The organism is Brevundimonas sp. TSRC1-1 (genome assembly GCF_049898245.1).
GTDB lineage: Bacteria > Pseudomonadota > Alphaproteobacteria > Caulobacterales > Caulobacteraceae > Brevundimonas > Brevundimonas mediterranea_A.
In genome coordinates this window covers 373,065-390,826 of record NZ_JAFCXI010000001.1, presented here as the reverse complement: position 1 = coordinate 390,826, position 17,762 = coordinate 373,065, and the positions used below count along the sequence as shown (strand labels likewise).

At 68.1% G+C, this 17,762-nt stretch carries 18 protein-coding genes and 1 tRNA gene; 5 read left to right on the top strand and 14 right to left on the bottom strand.

Translation table 11 applies throughout. The features are described from left to right. Window positions 1-44 precede the first annotated feature (44 nt). The gene (locus tag ACP7CK_RS01970) at window positions 45-269 is read left to right on the top strand and encodes a hypothetical protein (RefSeq protein ID WP_035307121.1); all 225 of its coding nucleotides are present in this window, start codon (window positions 45-47) and stop codon (window positions 267-269) included. Between the two features lie 17 nt (window positions 270-286). On the opposite strand, the gene ACP7CK_RS01965 is transcribed toward ACP7CK_RS01970, so the two are convergent. The 7 genes from ACP7CK_RS01965 to ACP7CK_RS01935 all read right to left on the bottom strand — a co-directional run bounded on the left by ACP7CK_RS01965 (window position 287) and on the right by ACP7CK_RS01935 (window position 7,223). Beyond that, entirely contained in the window at window positions 287-1,396 is a 1,110-nt protein-coding gene (locus tag ACP7CK_RS01965) for an acyltransferase family protein (protein ID WP_426024966.1), read from the bottom strand. 173 nt (window positions 1,397-1,569) lie between these two features. Further along, the gene (locus tag ACP7CK_RS01960) at window positions 1,570-2,991 is read right to left on the bottom strand and encodes an NAD(P)(+) transhydrogenase (Re/Si-specific) subunit beta (RefSeq protein ID WP_426024965.1); all 1,422 of its coding nucleotides are present in this window, start codon (window positions 2,989-2,991) and stop codon (window positions 1,570-1,572) included. Window positions 2,992-3,004: 13 nt separating this feature from the next. After that, entirely contained in the window at window positions 3,005-3,271 is a 267-nt protein-coding gene (locus ACP7CK_RS01955) for a hypothetical protein (protein ID WP_035307111.1), read from the bottom strand. Then, the gene (locus ACP7CK_RS01950) at window positions 3,268-3,603 is read right to left on the bottom strand and encodes an NAD(P) transhydrogenase subunit alpha (protein ID WP_035307110.1); all 336 of its coding nucleotides are present in this window, start codon (window positions 3,601-3,603) and stop codon (window positions 3,268-3,270) included. Before ACP7CK_RS01950 ends, ACP7CK_RS01955 begins: the two co-directional genes overlap by 4 nt. Window positions 3,604-3,850: 247 nt before the next feature. Then, window positions 3,851-4,984 carry a Re/Si-specific NAD(P)(+) transhydrogenase subunit alpha gene (locus tag ACP7CK_RS01945; protein WP_426024964.1) on the bottom strand — a complete coding sequence of 378 codons (1,134 nt, stop codon included), beginning with the start codon at window positions 4,982-4,984 and terminating at the stop codon, window positions 3,851-3,853. 94 nt (window positions 4,985-5,078) lie between these two features. Further along, window positions 5,079-5,351 (bottom strand): aa3-type cytochrome c oxidase subunit IV, encoded by a 273-nt coding sequence (locus ACP7CK_RS01940; protein WP_426024963.1) that lies wholly within the window; start codon window positions 5,349-5,351, stop codon window positions 5,079-5,081. A gap of 63 nt (window positions 5,352-5,414) precedes the next feature. Beyond that, on the bottom strand, window positions 5,415-7,223 hold the full coding sequence (locus ACP7CK_RS01935; RefSeq protein WP_426024962.1) for a M3 family oligoendopeptidase: 1,809 nt from the start codon (window positions 7,221-7,223) through the stop codon (window positions 5,415-5,417). 104 nt (window positions 7,224-7,327) lie between these two features. On the opposite strand from ACP7CK_RS01935, the gene ACP7CK_RS01930 reads away from it, so the two are divergent. The 3 genes from ACP7CK_RS01930 to ACP7CK_RS01920 all read left to right on the top strand — a co-directional run bounded on the left by ACP7CK_RS01930 (window position 7,328) and on the right by ACP7CK_RS01920 (window position 11,224). Next, window positions 7,328-7,813, top strand: coding sequence for a DUF1203 domain-containing protein (locus ACP7CK_RS01930; protein WP_426024961.1), 486 nt, complete (start codon window positions 7,328-7,330; stop codon window positions 7,811-7,813). 64 nt (window positions 7,814-7,877) lie between these two features. Then, entirely contained in the window at window positions 7,878-9,659 is a 1,782-nt protein-coding gene (locus ACP7CK_RS01925; RefSeq protein ID WP_426024960.1) for a DUF4153 domain-containing protein, read from the top strand. Between the two features lie 113 nt (window positions 9,660-9,772). Further along, window positions 9,773-11,224: a sigma-54-dependent transcriptional regulator gene (locus ACP7CK_RS01920; RefSeq protein ID WP_426024959.1), complete on the top strand. Its 1,452-nt coding sequence runs from the start codon at window positions 9,773-9,775 to the stop codon at window positions 11,222-11,224. 161 nt (window positions 11,225-11,385) lie between these two features. Here ACP7CK_RS01920 and ACP7CK_RS01915 read toward each other — a convergent pair whose 3' ends face one another. The 4 genes from ACP7CK_RS01915 to ACP7CK_RS01900 all read right to left on the bottom strand — a co-directional run bounded on the left by ACP7CK_RS01915 (window position 11,386) and on the right by ACP7CK_RS01900 (window position 12,771). After that, window positions 11,386-11,682: a hypothetical protein gene (locus ACP7CK_RS01915; RefSeq protein WP_040349953.1), complete on the bottom strand. Its 297-nt coding sequence runs from the start codon at window positions 11,680-11,682 to the stop codon at window positions 11,386-11,388. Between the two features lie 132 nt (window positions 11,683-11,814). Then, window positions 11,815-12,090 carry a DUF2312 domain-containing protein gene (locus ACP7CK_RS01910; RefSeq protein ID WP_008263716.1) on the bottom strand — a complete coding sequence of 92 codons (276 nt, stop codon included), beginning with the start codon at window positions 12,088-12,090 and terminating at the stop codon, window positions 11,815-11,817. 196 nt (window positions 12,091-12,286) lie between these two features. Next, window positions 12,287-12,412: a type B 50S ribosomal protein L36 gene (gene ykgO / locus ACP7CK_RS01905; RefSeq protein WP_008263184.1), complete on the bottom strand. Its 126-nt coding sequence runs from the start codon at window positions 12,410-12,412 to the stop codon at window positions 12,287-12,289. A gap of 282 nt (window positions 12,413-12,694) precedes the next feature. Next, window positions 12,695-12,771: transfer RNA gene (locus ACP7CK_RS01900), tRNA-Ala, on the bottom strand. Window positions 12,772-12,953: 182 nt separating this feature from the next. Here ACP7CK_RS01900 and ACP7CK_RS01895 point away from each other — a divergent pair. Next, complete coding sequence (locus ACP7CK_RS01895) at window positions 12,954-14,231, top strand: lytic murein transglycosylase (protein ID WP_426024958.1); 1,278 nt, start codon at window positions 12,954-12,956, stop codon at window positions 14,229-14,231. Window positions 14,232-14,421: 190 nt separating this feature from the next. Here ACP7CK_RS01895 and tdh read toward each other — a convergent pair whose 3' ends face one another. The 3 genes from tdh to ACP7CK_RS01880 form a co-directional block, all read right to left on the bottom strand. Further along, window positions 14,422-15,474, bottom strand: a complete 1,053-nt coding sequence (gene tdh, locus ACP7CK_RS01890) for an L-threonine 3-dehydrogenase (protein ID WP_008258650.1) — start codon at window positions 15,472-15,474, stop codon at window positions 14,422-14,424. A 104-nt stretch (window positions 15,475-15,578) separates the two neighbouring features. After that, a complete protein-coding gene (locus tag ACP7CK_RS01885; RefSeq protein ID WP_372705545.1) occupies window positions 15,579-16,769 on the bottom strand; it encodes a glycine C-acetyltransferase in 1,191 nt (396 codons plus the stop codon). 41 nt (window positions 16,770-16,810) lie between these two features. Further along, window positions 16,811-17,740: a DUF4232 domain-containing protein gene (locus ACP7CK_RS01880; RefSeq protein WP_426024957.1), complete on the bottom strand. Its 930-nt coding sequence runs from the start codon at window positions 17,738-17,740 to the stop codon at window positions 16,811-16,813. Window positions 17,741-17,762 lie beyond the last annotated feature (22 nt).

Sequence of the window (17,762 nt, the reverse complement as noted above, 5' to 3'; positions counted from 1 at the left end):
ACACAATCATCGACAAGAGGCCGACCGCTTCAGGAGATCATCAAATGGCTCGCTTCCAACCGAACACCGCCGTCAACGCCAACCGCTATCTGATCGTGCCGTGCGAGGCCGACGGGTCGTCAGATCTGGCCGTCATCTGGGATCGGCTGGAAGAACAGGTGGTGGACGTCATCTCCGCCGCCGCCATCGCCCGCTATTCGGACGAAGACGCCCTGTGGGACGAGGCGCGGTCGGACCCGGCGGAAACGCCCTGGCTGATGGCGGCCTGAACGCGGCCTCTTAGGGTTCAGGCCGCCTTGGGCTTGGTCCAGCGGTCGATCAGGCGCTGGGCCGGGCGTTCGACCCGATTGTGCGCCACGACCGCGACCACGACGATGAAGCCGAACAGGCCCAGCGCGAACAGGTCGTTCAGCCAGACCGAGCCAAAATCGACGCGCCGCCCGCCCGGCATCCAGTCCAGCTTGCGCGCGATGATCAGCATCACGGTCAGGATGAACATGTGGACCATGTAGATAGAGAAGGACCAGCGCCCCAGGGTCACGAGCGCCGGATGGTCCAGCAGCCGCGACACCCGCCCCTCCTCGCCCGCGAACACCCAGACCAGGAGGACGAAGACCAGGGTGACGGCCACCGTCACCGGCCCCTCGGCCCAGGCCACAAAGAGGCAGACGGCGACGACGGCCGCGATCTCCAGCCCCGTGGCCGCCAGCCCCTTCAGGCGCGGGATGTTCATCCATAGACCCTGCAACAGGCAGCCCAGGAAGAAGCCGTAGACCGCGCGCGGCACGGCGAAGTCATAGGTGGTGTTCATCCAGCGCCGGGCGTAGCTGACCACCAGAACGCCGCCGACGATGGCCAGCACCAGGCCGATCCAGCGGAACCGCTTGGGCGCGACCAGCACCAGACCGGCGAAGATCAGATAACAGGCCCATTCGGCGCTCAGGGTCCAGGACGGGCCGTTCCAGGTCAGATGCGGATGGACATGCCAGGCCTGGATCAGGGCCAGATTAGTGAAGATGGCCCACACCGACCGGTCCCCGGTAAACGGCGCCGCACTATCGAAATGGAAGGCCAGACGCGCCAGCTCCAGGCCGACATAGGCCGCCAGCATCAGCACGTGCATCGGCCAGATCCGCCCGAACCGCCGCACCATGAACCGCCCGGCGTCCGCACCCGTCTTCAGCCGCTCGGCATAGGCATGGGCGATGACGAAGCCCGACAGGACGAAGAAATAATCGACGAACAGATAGGCGTGCTGGATGAAGTCCCAGGTCCGCCAGTGGCTGGCGACCGGCATGTGGAACATGACGACCAGGATGGCGCACACCCCGCGCAGGGAATCGAGCGCCTCGAAACGGCGATGGGCGACGGGGGCGGGTTTGGACAGCGCGTTCACGGACGCGTGATAGCGCCGGTCAAGCTCGGGCGATAGAGGTTTCAGCGGTTGGCGAGACGATGGGCGGCGCGCCCTTTAGCTTCATCTGCCTGCTTCACCGGATGACGGAATATGAAGCTGCGCGCTCAACCCGTCATCCTGGGCCTCGTACCCAGGATGACGACAGTGGAGCCTCACAGCGCCTTCACGATCCCCTCGACCATCTTCTTGGCGTCGGCGAACAGCATCATGGTGTTGTCGCGGAAGAACAGCTCGTTCTCCACCCCCGCATAGCCCGAGCCCATGCCGCGCTTGATGAACAGCACGGTCCCGGCCTTTTCCACGTCCAGGATCGGCATGCCGTAGATCGGCGACTGGGGGTCGGTCTTGGCGGCGGGGTTGGTGACGTCGTTGGCGCCGATGACGAAGGCGACGTCGGCGGTGGCGAACTCGGCGTTGATGTCCTCCAGCTCGAACACCTCGTCATAGGGAACGTTGGCCTCGGCCAGCAGGACGTTCATGTGGCCGGGCATCCGGCCGGCGACCGGGTGGATGGCGTATTTCACCTCGACGCCTTCCTCCTTCAGCTTGTCGGCCATTTCGCGCAGCGCATGCTGGGCCTGGGCCACCGCCATGCCGTAGCCGGGCACGATGATGACCTTGGACGCATTCTTCATGATGAAGGCGGCGTCCTCGGCCGAGCCCTGTTTGACGGGCCGCGTCTCCTTGGCGCCGGCGGGACCGGCCGCCGCGTCGGCGCCGCCGAAGCCGCCCAGGATGACGCTGATGAAGCTGCGGTTCATGCCCTTGCACATGATGTAGCTCAGGATCGCACCGGAACTGCCGACCAGGGCGCCGGTGATGATCAGGGCGATATTCTCCAGCGTGAAGCCAAGCGCCGCCGCCGCCCAGCCGGAGTAGGAGTTCAGCATCGACACCACGACGGGCATGTCGGCGCCGCCGATGGGGACGATCAGGGTCGCGCCCAGCACCAGGGCGATCAGGAAGACGCCCCAGAAGGCCCAGGTCGCCGCCCCGCCGGTGCCGATCAGGATCCCGATCAGGAAGACCAGGCCCAGACCCAGGCCGACATTGATCAGGTGCCGCGCCGGCAGGATGATGGGCGCTCCGCTCATGTTGCCGTTCAGCTTGGCGAAGGCGATGACCGAGCCGGTGAAGGTGATGGCCCCGATGGCGACGCCCAGCGACAGCTCGATGATCGACAGGGTCTTTATGCCCGTCCCGTCCTCGGACAGGATTCCGAAGGCCTCGGGCGCATAGACGGCGCCGATGGCGACCAGGCAGGCGGCCATGCCGACCAGACTGTGGAAGGCGGCGACCAGCTGGGGCATGTCGGTCATGGCGACGCGCCGCGCGATCAGGGCGCCGGTCCCGCCGCCGACGACGACCCCGCCCGCGATCAGGGCCAGGGTGACGGCGTCCAGCGCCCCGGTGGTTCCCAGGGTCAGCAGGGTCACGCCGATGGCCAGGGCCATGCCGATCATGCCGAAGGTGTTGCCCTGGCGGCTGGTCTCGGGACTGGACAGGCCGCGCAGCGACAGGATGAACAGGACGCCGGAAACCAGATAGGCCAGTGCGGCCAACGATGCGTTCATCACGCCCCTCCCCTCAAGACGTGCGCGCCAGCCGCCACAGGGCGGCGGCGATGAACAACGGGCCGATGAAGAACAGGGCCCATTCAAAAACACCCAGCGGCCGCTCCTGGCTCACGACCCGGACCAGTATGGCCGAGAAGACCAGGGCGATGCCGCAGTCGTGCAGCCGCTGACGCTTCAGCGGCAGTTTCGTCCCGAACCAGCCGTACAGCCACAGGCCGAAGCCGACGCCGGTGGCGATCCAGGAGCCGGTTATGGCGATCTGCGCGGGATCGATCATGCTGCGCCCTTGGGAGCCGGCCGCTCCTTCTTCTTGTACATGGCCAGCATCCGCCGGGTGACCATGAAGCCGCCGAAGATGTTGACGCTCGCCAGGGTCACGGCCGCCACGCCTGCGCCCTTGGCGATCCAGGCGCTGGGGCCGGTCGCATCGCCCGACACAGCCGCCGCCGCGATCAGGCCGCCGACGATGATGACGCTGGACACCGCATTGGTCACGGCCATCAGCGGCGTGTGCAGGGCCGGGGTCACGCTCCAGACGACATAATAGCCGACGAAGATGGCCAGGACGAAGATGGCCAGGCGGAAGACGGTGGGATCGACATGTTCCATGGTCAGGCCTTCTGCTCCAGACGTGCGTCAATGCTGAGCAAGGTTCGCAAAACTGCACTCGTCAGCAGCCCCATGAGCAAGCCGCCCAACCGCCCCTCCAAGAACATTGTGAAGGGACCATCCGAAAGTCGTGGTCCTGTCATCTCGGCATAGACCGTGACTACCACTCCCAGGACAATCAGGAGCGAACTACCGACCATGGTAGTAAGAGAAAGGATGGTGAGAGCTCGTCGAACTTGCCGAGATATCATCCCCTCACCCCCTCATGCACCACGGCCCCGCCGTGCGTCACAACGGCCGCCTTCAGGATCTCGTCCTCCAGATCCACGGCCAGAACCCCGTCCTTGATCATCAGCCCGACGAAGGCCGACAGGTTGCGGGCGTACAGGGCGCTGGCGTCGGCGGCGATGCGGCCGGGCAGGTTGGACCAGCCGACGATGGTCACGCCGTTCGGGGTAGTCACGACCTCGTTCAGCTTCGAACCCTCGACATTCCCCCCCGCCTCGACCGCCAGATCGACGATGACCGAGCCCGGCTTCATCGAGGCCACATGGGCCGCCGTCAGCAGCACCGGGGCGGCGCGGCCGGGGATCAGGGCGGTGGTGATGACGATGTCCTGCTTGACCACATGGCTGGCAGTCAGTTCGGCCTGTTTGGCCTGATACTCGGGCGACATCGGCTTGGCGTAGCCGCCGGCGGTCTGGGCGTTCTTGAACTCCTCGTCCTCGACGGCCAGGAATTTGGCGCCCAGGCTCTCGACCTGTTCCTTGGTGGCGGGGCGGACGTCGGTGGCGGTGACGACGGCGCCCAGCCGCCGCGCCGTGGCGATGGCCTGAAGCCCGGCGACGCCGACGCCCATGACGAAACATTTGGCGGCGGCGACCGTGCCGGCCGCCGTCATCATCATCGGGAACCCCTTGCCATAGGCGTAGGCCGCCTCGATCACCGCGCGGTAGCCGGCCAGATTGGCCTGGGACGACAGCACGTCCATGACCTGGGCGCGGGTGATCCGGGGCACGAATTCCATGGCGAAGGCGGTGGCGTTGGCGCCGGTCAGGGCCTCGACCGTGGCCTTGTCGCGCCAGGCGTCCAGCATGGCGATGACGATTGCGCCGGGCTTGAGCGCGCTGGTCTCCTGGGCCGTCGGGCCGCGCACCTTCAGCACGATGTCGGCGCCGTCCAGCACCGCGCGGGTGTCGGGCTTCACCGCCGCGCCGGCGGCGGCGTAGTCGGCGTCGGGAATGGAGGAGCCCAGGCCGGTCCCGGCCTCGACAGTGACGGTCGCGCCCAGGGCGATCAGCTTCTTGACCGTCTCGGGCGTGACGGCGCAGCGCGTCTCGCCTTCGCGACGTTCACGGGTGGCGGCGATAGCGACGGCCAAGCGAATCCCCTTGTTCCTGTATGGGACGCGAGACTAGGCCGGTTCCGAAGACGCCGTCAAAGCGCGTCGTTATTGCATCGTTGCGGACGGGTGCTCAGTGGCCCGCGTCGGCCTTGGGCCTCAGGGCGAAGAAGCCGACGCCCCCCAGCACCACTGCGCCGACCAGGGCCGCCATCAGGTTGCCGCCCGGATGGAACCACAGGGTCAGGAACAGCAGCAGGCAGGCCACGGCCAGCGAGCCCCATTTGGCCAGATCCATGAACAGCTTGAAGGTCGCCGCCTGTTCATTGATCTGCATCCCGCCCCGGACATAGGCGGTCGCGTCGGCGTCTGCCTCGGCGGTGGCGGGATTGTGAGCGTCGGCCATGAGAACTCCCTCGGTCTTGTCGTTGAGGCGACTATAGCGCGGGTTCAGCCGGACGCCAGCCTCTCACCCCAGCGCTTCGAACTGATCCACCAGACGTTCCAGCCGCTTGCAGCCCACGCTCCAGAAGGCCGGATCGCGCGGATTGAGGCCGAAGGGCTTCAGCGCCTCGACATAGGTCTTGGCCCCGCCCCCGGCCAGCAGGTCGCGGTACAGGGGGGTGAACCCGGTCGGATCGGCCCGTCGCGCCTCCATCAACGCCGCCACCAGCAGGTCGCCGAAGGCGTAGGCGTAGACGTAGAAGGGCGAGTGGACGAAGTGGCTGACATAGGCCCACCAGTGCTCGTAACCGGGGTTCAGCGCCACCGCCGGCCCCAGGGAGGCGCCCATCTCGGTCAGCCACAGCTCGTTGATCCGCTGCTGCGAGACCTCGCCCTTCTGCCGCTCGTCGTGGAAGCGGGTCTCGAACCGGTGGAAGGCGATCTGGCGCACCACCGTGTTCAGCCCGTCCTCGATCCGCCCGGCCAGCAGGCCGCGCTGCTCGCGCTTGGGCGCTGTCGCCAGCAGACGATCGAAGGTCAGACCCTCGGCGAAGATGGAGGCGGTCTCGGCCAGGGTCAGGGGGGTGTCGGCCAACAGAGTGCCCTGGTCCGCCGCCAGGGTCTGGTGCACCCCGTGGCCCAGTTCGTGGGCCAGGGTCAGGACGTCGCGCCGCTCGCCCATCCAGTTCAGGAAGACATAGGGGTGGCGGTCGGCGGTGACCGGGTGGGCGTAGGCGCCCGATTGCTTGCCCGGCCGGGCGCGGCCGTCGATCCACGGCTTGTCGAAGAAACCGGCGGCGCGCTCCGCGAACTCGGCCCCAAGGTCGGAGAAACTGTCCAGAACGATCTCGCGCCCCTGGGTCCAGGTGAAGGCGCGCGGGGCGGTGGTCTCGATCGGGGCGTTGCGGTCCCAGTGGTCCAGCCGCGCCTTGCCCATGGCCTTGGCCTTCAGCGCATAATAGCGGTGCGACAGCTGCGGATAGGCGGCGGCGACGGCCTCGGCCATGGCGTCCACCGCCTCGCCGTCGACCTCGTTGCCCAGGTGGCGGCTGTCGGCGGGGCGTTTGAAGCCGCGCCAGCGATCCTCCATCGCCTTGTCGGCGGCGACCGTGTTCAGCACCAGGGCCAGGGTCGGGGCGCGGGCGGCCAGGGCCTCCGACAGCCCCTCGGCGGCGGCCCTGCGGCGCGCGGGCTTAGGATCGGACAACCGGTTCAGGGCCTCGGCCAGGGTCAGGCTTTCGCTCCCGGCCTTGGCGCGCAGCGCCGCCAGTTGCTCGTCGAACAGGCGCGGCCATTGGGCCGTGATCGGGCCGCGTTCGGCGATGAAGGTCTCAAGCTCGCTGGACAGTTCGTGGGGCTTCATCGCCCGCACCCGCCGCAGCCACGGCCGCCAGCGCGATGCGCCGGCGTGGGCCCGAAGCGCGGCCTCCAGGGCGGCGTCGTCGATCTGGTTGATCTCCAGCGTCAGCCAGACGGTCGGGGTGGCGATGGCCGTGATCTTCTCGCGCACATCCGCCTCGAACCCCTGCGCCCCTGCGTCGTCCCGCGCCGTCGAGGCCGCCAGGAAGGCGTAGGCCCCCAGCGCGCCCAGCACGTCCGACGCCTGTTCATACAGGCTGATCGCCCGATCCAGCGCGGCGCCCAAGGAAGCCGGATCGCCGTCCTGCCCCGCCAGCCGGCCTTGCAGGCCGTTCATCTCGTCCACCAGGGCGCGCGCCCGATCCAGGTCGGCGGCGATCCGGGCGTCGTCGCGAGACCCATAGAGGTCGGTCAGGTCCCACAGCGGGGCTTCCGCAGGCTCTGACTGGGGCGGGGCTTTGAAGGGGGCGTTCATGCCTGCCTTTGTGGGGGCGCGGCGAGGCCGATGCAACGGCCGGAAGCCGCCAGACGACACGCGCGGATCATCGCAAGCAAAGGACCTCACCCCGGAGATCCCGCATGACCTACCGTATCGAAGCCCTGCCCCTGGCGCCCTTTACGCCCTATTTCGCCATGTCCGATAAAGACTTAGCCGCCGTCGGCGCACGCCGGTGGGTCGCCGACGCCCCCGGCCGCGCCCCCTGCCGGGTCAGTCTGCGCGACGCCGACGCCGGCGAAGCCCTTGTGCTGGTCAATCACGCCCATCTGACCGACCCGACCTCGCCCTATCGCGCCTCGGGACCGATCTTCGTGCGCGAGTCGGCGGTGGAACAGGCGCCGATCACCGGACCGGCGCCGGAGATGCTGACCAAACGACCACTGTCGCTGCGCCTCTATGACCGGCGCAACATGATGATCGAGGGGCTGGTGATCGACGGCGCCGATCTGGATGCACGGCTTGCCGAGGCGTTCGACCATCCGGCCCTGGACCAGGTCCACATCCATTTCGCCCCGCGCGGCTGTTATCTGGCGCGGGCGTGTCGGATCGAGGCGCCGCTTCCCTGAACACCCCCGATCCGGCTAGATGGCGCGCCCAGGTCGGGCTCCGAACCGGACAAAAGGGCGCGTCATGACCACCGAAGCGGCGAATATTCTCGGCACGGGCTGGGGCGGGACCACGCCGGACGGCGACCGCCGCCGGATCGCCATCGTGCGGCTGACGGTCGGCCTGGTGCAGGGCATCGTCCTGTACCTGCTGCTGCGCGCCACCGAGGGCGACAGCGCCAGCTGGTCGCAGCGCCATCCCGACCTGTTCGCCCCGGCCCTGCTGACCGCCTTGTTCCTGCCCGCCGTCCTGCTGTCCGGCGTCGGCAAGCTGAGGCTGCGGGTCTATGTGGTCTGGAGCCTGATCGCAGGTTTGGTGCTGGCCCTGCTGGCCTGGCACGACATCGCCCGCCAGGCCGACGGCGCTCGCGAGGCGACCTTCCCGCTGTTCGTCTTTGCGGCGGCGGCCCTGTTCATCGCCCATCATCTGGTCGTGCCGGCCGACCGCGAGCGCCGGCTGGCGGCCTCCTACCCGGCCTATTTCGACGCCGCCTGGATGGCGGGGGTGCAGGGGGTGCTGTCGGTCGGCTTCGCCGGCGCCTTCTGGCTGCTGCTTCTGCTCGGGGCCAGCCTGTTCAAGATCATCGGGCTCAGCTTCCTCAGCGACCTGCTGCAAGAGAGCTGGTTCTCCCTGCCGCTGACCAGCCTGGCCTTCGCCACGGCGGTGCATCTGACTGATGTGCGCGACGGCTTGATCCGGGGCGTGCGGACCGTGGCCCTGATGCTGCTGTCCTGGCTGCTGCTGGTCATCACCGTGCTGGTCGGCGGCTTCCTCGCGGCCCTGCCCTTCACCGGGCTGGACGGCCTGTGGGAGACGGGCAGCGCAACGGCCCTGGTGCTGTCGGCGGCCGCGGCCCTGATCGTGCTGATCAACACCGCCTATCAGGACGGCCGTCCCGACCATCGCCCCCCGGTGGTGCTGCGCTACGGCGTCCGGGTCGCCTCGGCCTTGATTGCGCCCCTGGTCGGTCTGGCCTTCTGGGGCTTGGCGCTGCGCATCGGCCAGCACGGACTGACGCCGGATCGGATCATCGCCACGGCCTGCGCGGCGATCGGCGCGGTCTATGGCCTGGGCTATCTGTTCGCCGCCGTCCGCCCCGGCCCCTGGATGAAGCCGCTGGAACGCACAAATGTCGCCGCCGCCGTCCTGTCGGTCGCGGTCATCCTGGCCCTGTTCAGCCCCCAGGCCGACCCGGCGCGACTGTCGGCGAAGGACCAGGTCGCGCGGCTGGAGCGCGGGGCCGTGGCGGCCAAGGATTTCGACTATGACTTCCTGCGCTTCGACAGCGGCAAGGCGGGGCTGGCTGCGCTTGATCGTTTGATACAGTCGCCGGATGCGGAGATTGCCGAGCTGGCGCGGGCGGCACGCGTGCGCGTAGATCGCGAAGCCTATTCCGTTCAGGACCGGAACGAACGGCTGGCGGGCACCCGGATCCAGCCGGTCGACGGCCAGACGACCCCGCCCAGCTTCACCGCCCAGCTGGGTCGCCAGGACGCCCTGATGTACACCTGCAACAGCGAGGCGCCCTGCCGCCTGCGCACCCTGGACCTGGACGGCGACGGCCGGGTCGAGGTTCTGCTGGCGGCGCCGGGGTCCATCATGGCTTTCGCCCAGGACGCCGGGGGACAATGGTCGCAAACCGGATCCTACAGCGTCATGTGCGGGAAGGTATCGCCGAACGACCTGCCCAAGGCCTTCGCCGAGGCTGTGACCGTCGCCCCCGCCAGCCTGCCGGACCTGGTCGTGGCCGATCAGACGCTGAAGGCCCAGCCGCAGATTCGGTGCGCGACGGCGTCACCTGGTTAACGTCCCGCTCACCACGCCCTCTCACCCGATTTTCACCTCGTCCCCCTAGAAATCGTCCCGAAACGGGCCAGTCCGCACCACGGGCGGCCTATCGGTGATGACAAGGGGCTCCCATGGCCAAGACCGTTCTGGTGGTCGACGACGATCCGACCCAGCGCCGCCTGCTGCAGGCCGTGCTCGAACGCGACGGCTACGCCGTGGTCCATGCCGCCGGGGGCGGCGAAGCCATTGACCGCATGCTCCGGGGCGGCGGCGCAGACATGCTGTTGCTGGACATGGTGATGCCCGAGATGTCGGGTCTGGAATGCCTGGCCGAACTGCGCAGCGCGGGCGTGACCACCCCGGTCATCGTCCTGACGGCCAACGGCGGCATCGACACCGTGGTCAAGGCCATGCAGGCCGGCGCCCAGGACTTCTTCGTCAAGCCGGTCGGCCCTGAGCGTCTGCTGGTCGGGGTGCGCAACGCCCTGAAGATGACCCAGTTGACCGCCGAGGTCGGCCGGCTGACCAAACGGGCGCAAGGGCGCGCCAGTTTCGACGATATCATCGGCGACAGCGCCCCCATGCGAATGGTCAAGGCTCTTGGAACGCGGGCCGCCAAGTCGTCCATTCCGGTGCTGATCACAGGCGAAAGCGGCGTCGGCAAGGAAGTCATCGCCCGCGCCCTGCACGGCGCCAGCGACCGGGCCGGCAAGCCCTTCGTCGCCGTCAACTGCGGCGCCCTGCCCGCCAATCTGGCGGAATCCATCCTGTTCGGCCACGAGAAGGGCGCCTTCACCGGGGCGGTCGACAAGACCCTGGGCAAGTTCCGCGAGGCCGACGGCGGCACCCTGTTCCTGGACGAGATCGGCGAACTGCCGCTGGATCTTCAGGTCAAGCTGCTGCGCGCCCTGCAGGAGAGCGAGATCGATCCGGTCGGCGGAAAACGCCCGGTCAAGATCGACGTCCGCATCGTCTCGGCCACCAATCGCGACCCAGCCCAACAGGTCAAGGACGGCGCCTTCCGCGAGGATCTGTTCTACCGCCTCAACGTCTTCCCGATCGAGGCCCCGTCCCTGCGCGACCGCCGCGAGGACATCCCGGCCCTGGTCGATCATTTCATCGCCCGGTTCAACGCCGAGGAAGGCAAGCGGATCGTCGCCTGCGCGCCCGAGACCCAGGCCATGCTCCAGGCCTTCGACTGGCCCGGCAATGTGCGCCAGCTCGAGAACGCGGTGTTCCGCGCCATCGTCCTGGCCGACTCGCCCTTCCTTCAGCCCTATGATTTCCCGTCCATCTCGGGCGTGGTGGCGCCCATGCCGGAGGCGGCGACGGCTGCGCTCAGAACCGAGGCTCCGTCCTACGCCGATCTGCCGCCCCTGCCGGAACAGCCGATCCGCATCCTGGACGACCGCGGCCATCTGCGGACGCTGGAAGACATCGAACGCGACCTGATCCAGCACGCCATCGAGGTCTACGCCGGCCACATGAGCGAAATCGCCCGCCGCCTCGGCATCGGCCGCTCCACCCTGTACCGCAAGGTCCGCGAACAGGGGCTGGAGGGTCAGCTGAAGGAGGCGGGGTGAACGCCTCCCTCTCCCACCGGGAGAGGGCTTGAGCGCACGGCGGCGTAAGCCGTCGTTCTGGCGCGAAAGGGTGAGGGGCACGGTGGTGCGAACTGGCCCACCGGCGGAACCCTCATCCGGCCCTTCGGGCCACCTTCTCCCGCAAGGGGAGAAGGAAGACATCACTCTTCCTTCTTCCTGCCCCACCGCCGCTTAGGCTCCTCGCCCTTGGCCTTGGCGGTGATTTCCTTCAGCTTGCGGCCCTGCATGGCCGACAGGGCCTGACCGGGCGCGCCCTTTTCGGGGTCGGCGAAGGCGCGGCCGTGGGTCTTGACCCGCTCGCCGACCGAATCGAGGAACTCGCCCTCCCATTCGGACAGAGAAACGCCCGCCTTCTCTGCCGAGCGGCGGGCGCGTTTCAATGCGTTCAGAGCGGCGCGCTTGGCCGCCTCACGCTGGATTTCGAACGGGCTCGGCAGCGGCTTCTTGGGCGCGCTATCGCCCTTCGGGCTGCTTGAGCGCGTCTTGAAAGCGCTACCGCCCTTCGGCCCGCCTGAGCGCGAAAGGCCGCCGCCTGGCTTGAAGGGGGTGCGCTTCAAGCCGGGTCAGTCTCAGATCTCGCCGAGGGCCGACAGATAGAGGTCCAGGATGGCGTCCTCTTCCTGGCGCTTGGCCTTGTCCTGCTTGCGGATGCGGATGACCTTGCGCAGGATCTTGACGTCATAGCCCTCGCCCTTGGCCTCGGCGAAGACTTCCTTCATGTCCGTCATCACGGCCTGCTTGTCTTCCTCAAGGCGTTCAAGACGCTCGATGATGGAGCGCAGCCGGCCCTGGGCCGTCGCGGTCAGAACATCGGACGAGGCGTCGAAGGCGGCGTCATCGGCCATGGGGAATACTCCAGAAATCAAGCGCGGACGCTAACCACGCCCAGCGGCGCGGCTCAACCGCCGAACACGAAAAAGGCCGCGGACAAAGCCCGCAGCCTGTGGATCGTCAGAGCTTTTGTCGCGCTGTCGCCCTTCGGGCGACCTAAGCGCGGCCCTGCGTGCGCACGCCGCCCGAGCGGCGCGCCGCGAACGCAGCTTAGCCCTGCTTCGCCTTGAAGCGCGGGTCGGTCTTGTTGATGACGAAGACGACGCCCTTGCGACGCACGACCTTGCAGTCGCGGTGACGGGTCTTCAGGGACTTGAGCGAGCTGCGGACCTTCATGGTCGGACGTCCTGAGAGAAGCCAATAAGAAAGCCGCTGATCCGGGCGGATCGCGGCGGAGGCGGTCGTATAGAGAGCGGTCCGGAGAAGGTCAACCCGCTACAAGGCAAATGCACGGAAAACCCAATCTCCGCCTGCCCGGCGCGGCGATCCCCGACCCGTGCTCAAGTAGCGCAAAGCGCGATAGCACCCAAAGAGATGTGCTCAAGCAGCCCGAAGGGCGGTAGCACTCAAAGAGATGTGCTCAAGCAGCCCGAAGGGCGATAGCACCAAAAAAGAAGATGGAGGCCTGACCTCCGAGTCGAACGGAGGGTTTCCGGGGTTGCACGCCCGTCGCGTCGCCACTCCGCCATCAGGCCGTCAGAGGACCCTGCGCCAATACGCCGCAGTTCGTTAGCGCGTCGATGAAATTGAGGGTTAACGACGTCAATAGGGGAGTCTCCCGGCGCCGCTTTCGCGCCACAGGCGCTTTGTGGCGCGTGAAAGCCATTCGCGCGGATGTCATTTCACCTATTACCTCGGGGGCTGTAGTCTGAATCTCATGCGCTTTTCCTATCGCCTACTCCTCATCTGCTGTGTCGCCGCCTGCGCGCCGATGCTGCCCGAGCCGCCCGTCAATTTGCCGACGCCGACGCCTGAGCCGGGCGCGCCCGTCGCGGCGCCGACGCCCGCGCCCCAGACGCCGCCCCTGGCCGCCTATGACCAGCAGGGGTTCGAAGGCTGGAAACAGGGATTCCTGGCGCGCAAGGGCGGGGGCCGTCGCGCCGACTACGAACGCGAACTGGCCGGGCTGACGCCCGACGCCTCGGTCGTGCGGCTGGACCGCAATCAGCCCGAATTCTCCAAGCCCGCTGGCGCCTATATCCAGAATGCGGTGACGCCGGTGCGAATCGCCCAGGCCAAGCAGCGGATCGACCGCGTGCCGTGGCCGGTGGTCCAGCGCTTCGGCGTGCCGTCCGAGATCCTGGTCGGGGTCTGGGCTCAGGAGAGCGCCTTCGGTCAGGTTCAGGGCGATTATGACGTCATCCGCTCGCTGGCGACCCTGGCCTATGACGGCCGCCGCCGCGACTGGGCCGAGGCCCAGCTGAAGGACGCGCTGGACATCGTCGTCGACGGCCGCCGCGAACGCGCAGGCCTGAAGGGCAGCTGGGCCGGGGCCATGGGCCAGACCCAGTTCATGCCCGACAACTATCTGCGCCTGGGCGTCGACCAGGACGGCGATGGCAAGGTCGACATCTGGGGCGACGACGCGGACGCCCTGGCCTCCGCCGCCAATCTGCTGGCCCAGGCCGGCTGGAAGCGCGGCCAGGGCTGGGGCTACGAAGTCGTCCTGCCCGCAGGCTTCAACTACGCCGAGGCCGAAGGGCCGAAACACAACTGGGCCCACTGGGCGGCCAGGGGCGTGCGCCTGGCCCAGGGCGGCACGCCGAACGGCGCCGAGGCGCTGGAAGAGGCGACCATCCTGCTGCCCCAGGGCGCCAACGGCCCGGCCTTCCTGGCCCTGCCGAACCATTATGTGATCCGGCGCTACAACAACTCGGTCTCCTACGCCCTGGCCATCGGCCTGACGGCGGACGGGATCATGGGCAAGCCCGGCCTGACCAAGGCCTGGCCCAACGACGCCTCCATGTCGCGCGAACAACGGATCGGCGCCCAGGCCGCCCTGACACGGCTGGGCTATGACACTCAAGGGGTCGACGGGGTCATCGGAACCAACACCCGCACGGCCCTGCGCCGCTGGCAACAGGCCAACGGCCGCATCGCCGACGGCTATCTGACCGCGGCCCTGGCCGACGAACTGATCCGCAAGGCGAACTGAGGGGCGACTTTACCTCCCCGCGCGCGAAGGCGCGCGGGGAGGACAGGCGATCGCGTCAGCGAGCGCCAGGAGGGGGCGACTCGGTTTCTGAAGCTGGATCGGTCATCACCACTGTCGGAGTCGCCCCCGCCTGGTCGCTGCGCGACCGGTCCTCCCCGTCGGCCTTCGCCGACAGGGAGGTGAAATCCGCTCAGGCCGCCTTGTCCCAGTTCAACACCACCTTGCCCGACTGGCCCGACTTCATGGCCTCGAAGCCTTCGCGGTAGTCGGCGTAGTCCAGGCGGTGGGTGATCAGCGGGCTCAGGTCCAGGCCGGCCTTCAGCAGGCCCAGCATCTTGCGCCAGGTGGTGAACATCTCGCGGCCATAGACGCCCTTAATCGTCAAGGCCTTCAGGATGATCGCGCCCCAGTCGGTCTCCATCGGCTTGCCGGGGATCCCCAGCATGGCCATGCCGCCGCCCATGATCAGGGTGTCGACGCACTGTCTGAAGGCGATCGGCGAACCCGACATCTCCAGCGCCACGTCGAAGCCGACCTTCAGGCCCAGCTCCTTCATCACGTCGTGGATGTCTTCCTTGGTCGTGTTCACGGTGCGCACGCCCGGCGCCACCTTCTGCGCCAGCTCCAGCCGGAAATCGTTGATGTCGGTCAGGACCACGGTGCGCGCTCCGGCGTGACGGGCCACGGCGGCCGCCATCATGCCGATGGGGCCGGCGCCGGTGACCAGGACGTCCTCGCCCAGCAGGTCGAACTGCTGCGCGGTGTGCACCGCATTGCCGAACGGATCCAGGATCGAGCCGATCTCATAGGGCACGTCGTCGGGCAGTTCGATCACATTGAAGGCCGGCGCCACCACGAACTCGGCGAAGGCGCCCTGGCGGTTGACGCCGATGCCGCGCGTCTTGGGGTCCAGGTGGAAATGACCGGCGCGGGCCGCCTCGGAGTTCAGGTCGATGACGTGCCCTTCGGCCGAGACGCGCTGGCCGATCTTCAGCGGGCGATCCACGTCCTTGCCGACGGCGACGATCTCGCCGGCGAACTCATGGCCGGTGATCATCGGGGTCGGAACGTTCTTCTGGGACCATTCGTCCCAGTTCCAGATATGGATGTCGGTGCCGCAGACGGCGGTGCGGTGCACCCGGATCAGCACATCCTCCGGTCCCGCCTCAGGGATCGGGGCGTCGATCAGTTCCAGGCCGACGCCCGGGGCGGTCTTGGCCAGGGCCTTCATCGTGTCGGTCATAGTCTCAACTCCCTGAAATCATGGCCTCGGCTTGTTCCGAAGCCCGCGGCTGAGGCCCCACGCCTCCTCACCGCTTGTTCTTCGTCGATGGCGCGCGAAGAGGGCTAAATGACGCCCAGTTCTCGTCCCGCCTGCGTAAACGCCGCCACCGTCCGGTCAATCTGGTCGAAGCTATGCGCCGCCGACATCTGGGTGCGGATGCGGGCCTGGCCGCGCGGCACGACGGGGAAGGAAAAGCCGATCACATAGACGCCCAGCTCCAACGCGCGCGCCGCGAAATCTTGGGCCAGTTTGGCGTCGCCCAGCATGACAGGGATGATCGGATGTTCGCCGTTCAGCAGGTCGAAGCCCGCATCGGTCATGGCCATGCGATAGCGGTGGGCGTTGGCCGACAGACGGGTGCGCAGGGCGTCACCCTCCGCCCCTTGAGCGATACGGATGGCCTCCAGGCTGGAGCCGCACACGGCCGGCGCCAGGGCGTTGGAGAACAGATAGGGCCGCGCCCGCTGCTTCAGCAGTTCGACCACCGACTTCCTGGCGCAGATGAAGCCGCCCATGGCGCCGCCCAGGGCCTTGCCGAAGGTGCCGGTGACGAAGTCGACCTCGACCCCGTGGTGGGCGAAGGAACCCTTGCCTTGCGGACCCAGGAAGCCGGTGGCGTGGCAGTCGTCCACCATGATCAGAGCGTCATATTTGTCGGCCAGCACCCGGATCTGATCCAGCTTGGCGATATAGCCGTCCATCGAGAAGGCGCCGTCGGTGGCGATGATGATGTCGCGGGCGCCGGCCTCGCGCGCCTCCTTCAGCCGGCTTTCCAGCTCATCCATGTCCGAGTTGGCGAAGCGATAGCGTTTGGCCTTGCACAGCCGCACCCCGTCGATGATCGAGGCGTGGTTCAGGCTGTCCGAGACGATGGCGTCGTTCTCGCCCAGCAGGGGTTCGAACAGACCGCCGTTGGCGTCGAAGGCGGCGGCGAACAGAATGGCGTCCTCGAAGCCCAGATAGCCGGCGATGGCGGCTTCAAGCTCCTTGTGGATCTCCAGCGTGCCGCAGATGAAGCGGACCGAGGCCGTGCCTGCGCCCCACTTCTGCTGAGCGGCGATCCCGGCCTGGACGACACGCTCGTCGCCCGCCAGGCCCAGATAGTTGTTGGCGCAGAAGTTCAGCACGTCGCGGCCGGCGACCTGGATCACCGGTCCCTGGCGCGAGGCGATGATGCGTTCGGGCTTGGTCAGGCCCTGGGCGTCGATCTCGGTCAGTTCACCGGCGACGCGGTCATAGAAGCTCTGGGTCATGGCCGCGACCTACGCCGATTTCGACCGGGATTCCACCCGTCTTAGGTCGCCATCTCGGGATCGGCCTCAGCCCGGATCGGGCTGACGCGGACCTTGCCGCCGCACGGCTGGAACTCGAAGGGCAGGCTGACGGCCGCCGTGTCGCCCGGCGCAGTGGCGCGCAGGGTGGCGACGCTGGGGCAGGTCTTCTGCATCGTCTCGTCCGGCACGACGCTCCACGCCATTTCGAAATAGGCCTTGGCCCGGGGCGCCAGCTCCACCGGCGTCGGCGCCTGGCCCTGGCGGAAATAGCTGCCGGGGCTCTGGTCGGCGCGGATCGAGGTCAGGGCCCGCCCCTGCCCGTCCAGCAGGGTCACGCCCGGATAGCCGGTCAGGCTGCACGCCTGGGCGCCGAGGTTCTGGAGGCTGAAGTTGCGCACCCGGTTGCCCGCCCCGGCGTCGCCGCCCTCGGCCGCCAGCTTCAGCTGCGGTCCCTTGCAGGGCGTCGAGGCGGGCAGGACCCCGCCCGGCGCGGGCGTGGTCGTCTGGCCCGGCAAGGCTTGCGGAGCCGGCGCGGCGGTCGCCGCCGTCGCCACCGGCCGCGCGCATTGCTCCAGCACCGCCACCCCGACCTCCTCGTTGGGGCCGAGGCGGCTCAGGGTCGCCTTCTCCTGGCCGTCGCGGGGGGCGGTCCACCATTCGACGCCCGAGCCGACATAGCGGGCGCCGCTCGCCGCCTCGACCGAGCGCAGATCATAGGTCTGCCCCTTGTAGGCCAGTTGCGCCGTGGCCGTGTCGGGATACCGCGCCTCGACCATCGCCCCGCTCTCGCAGGCGTAGCCGACGGCCGGAGCGGCCGACGCGGGCGCCGGCTGGGGCTCGACCGGGGCGGTCGGCTGCTCCGGCTCCGCCTGCTGACAAGCGGAGACCCCGGTCAGGGCGGCGAGGACGACGAAAGCGGTCAGGCGGCGCATCATGGTCAGGTCTTCCATGGCAAACTTAACGGCGAAGCTG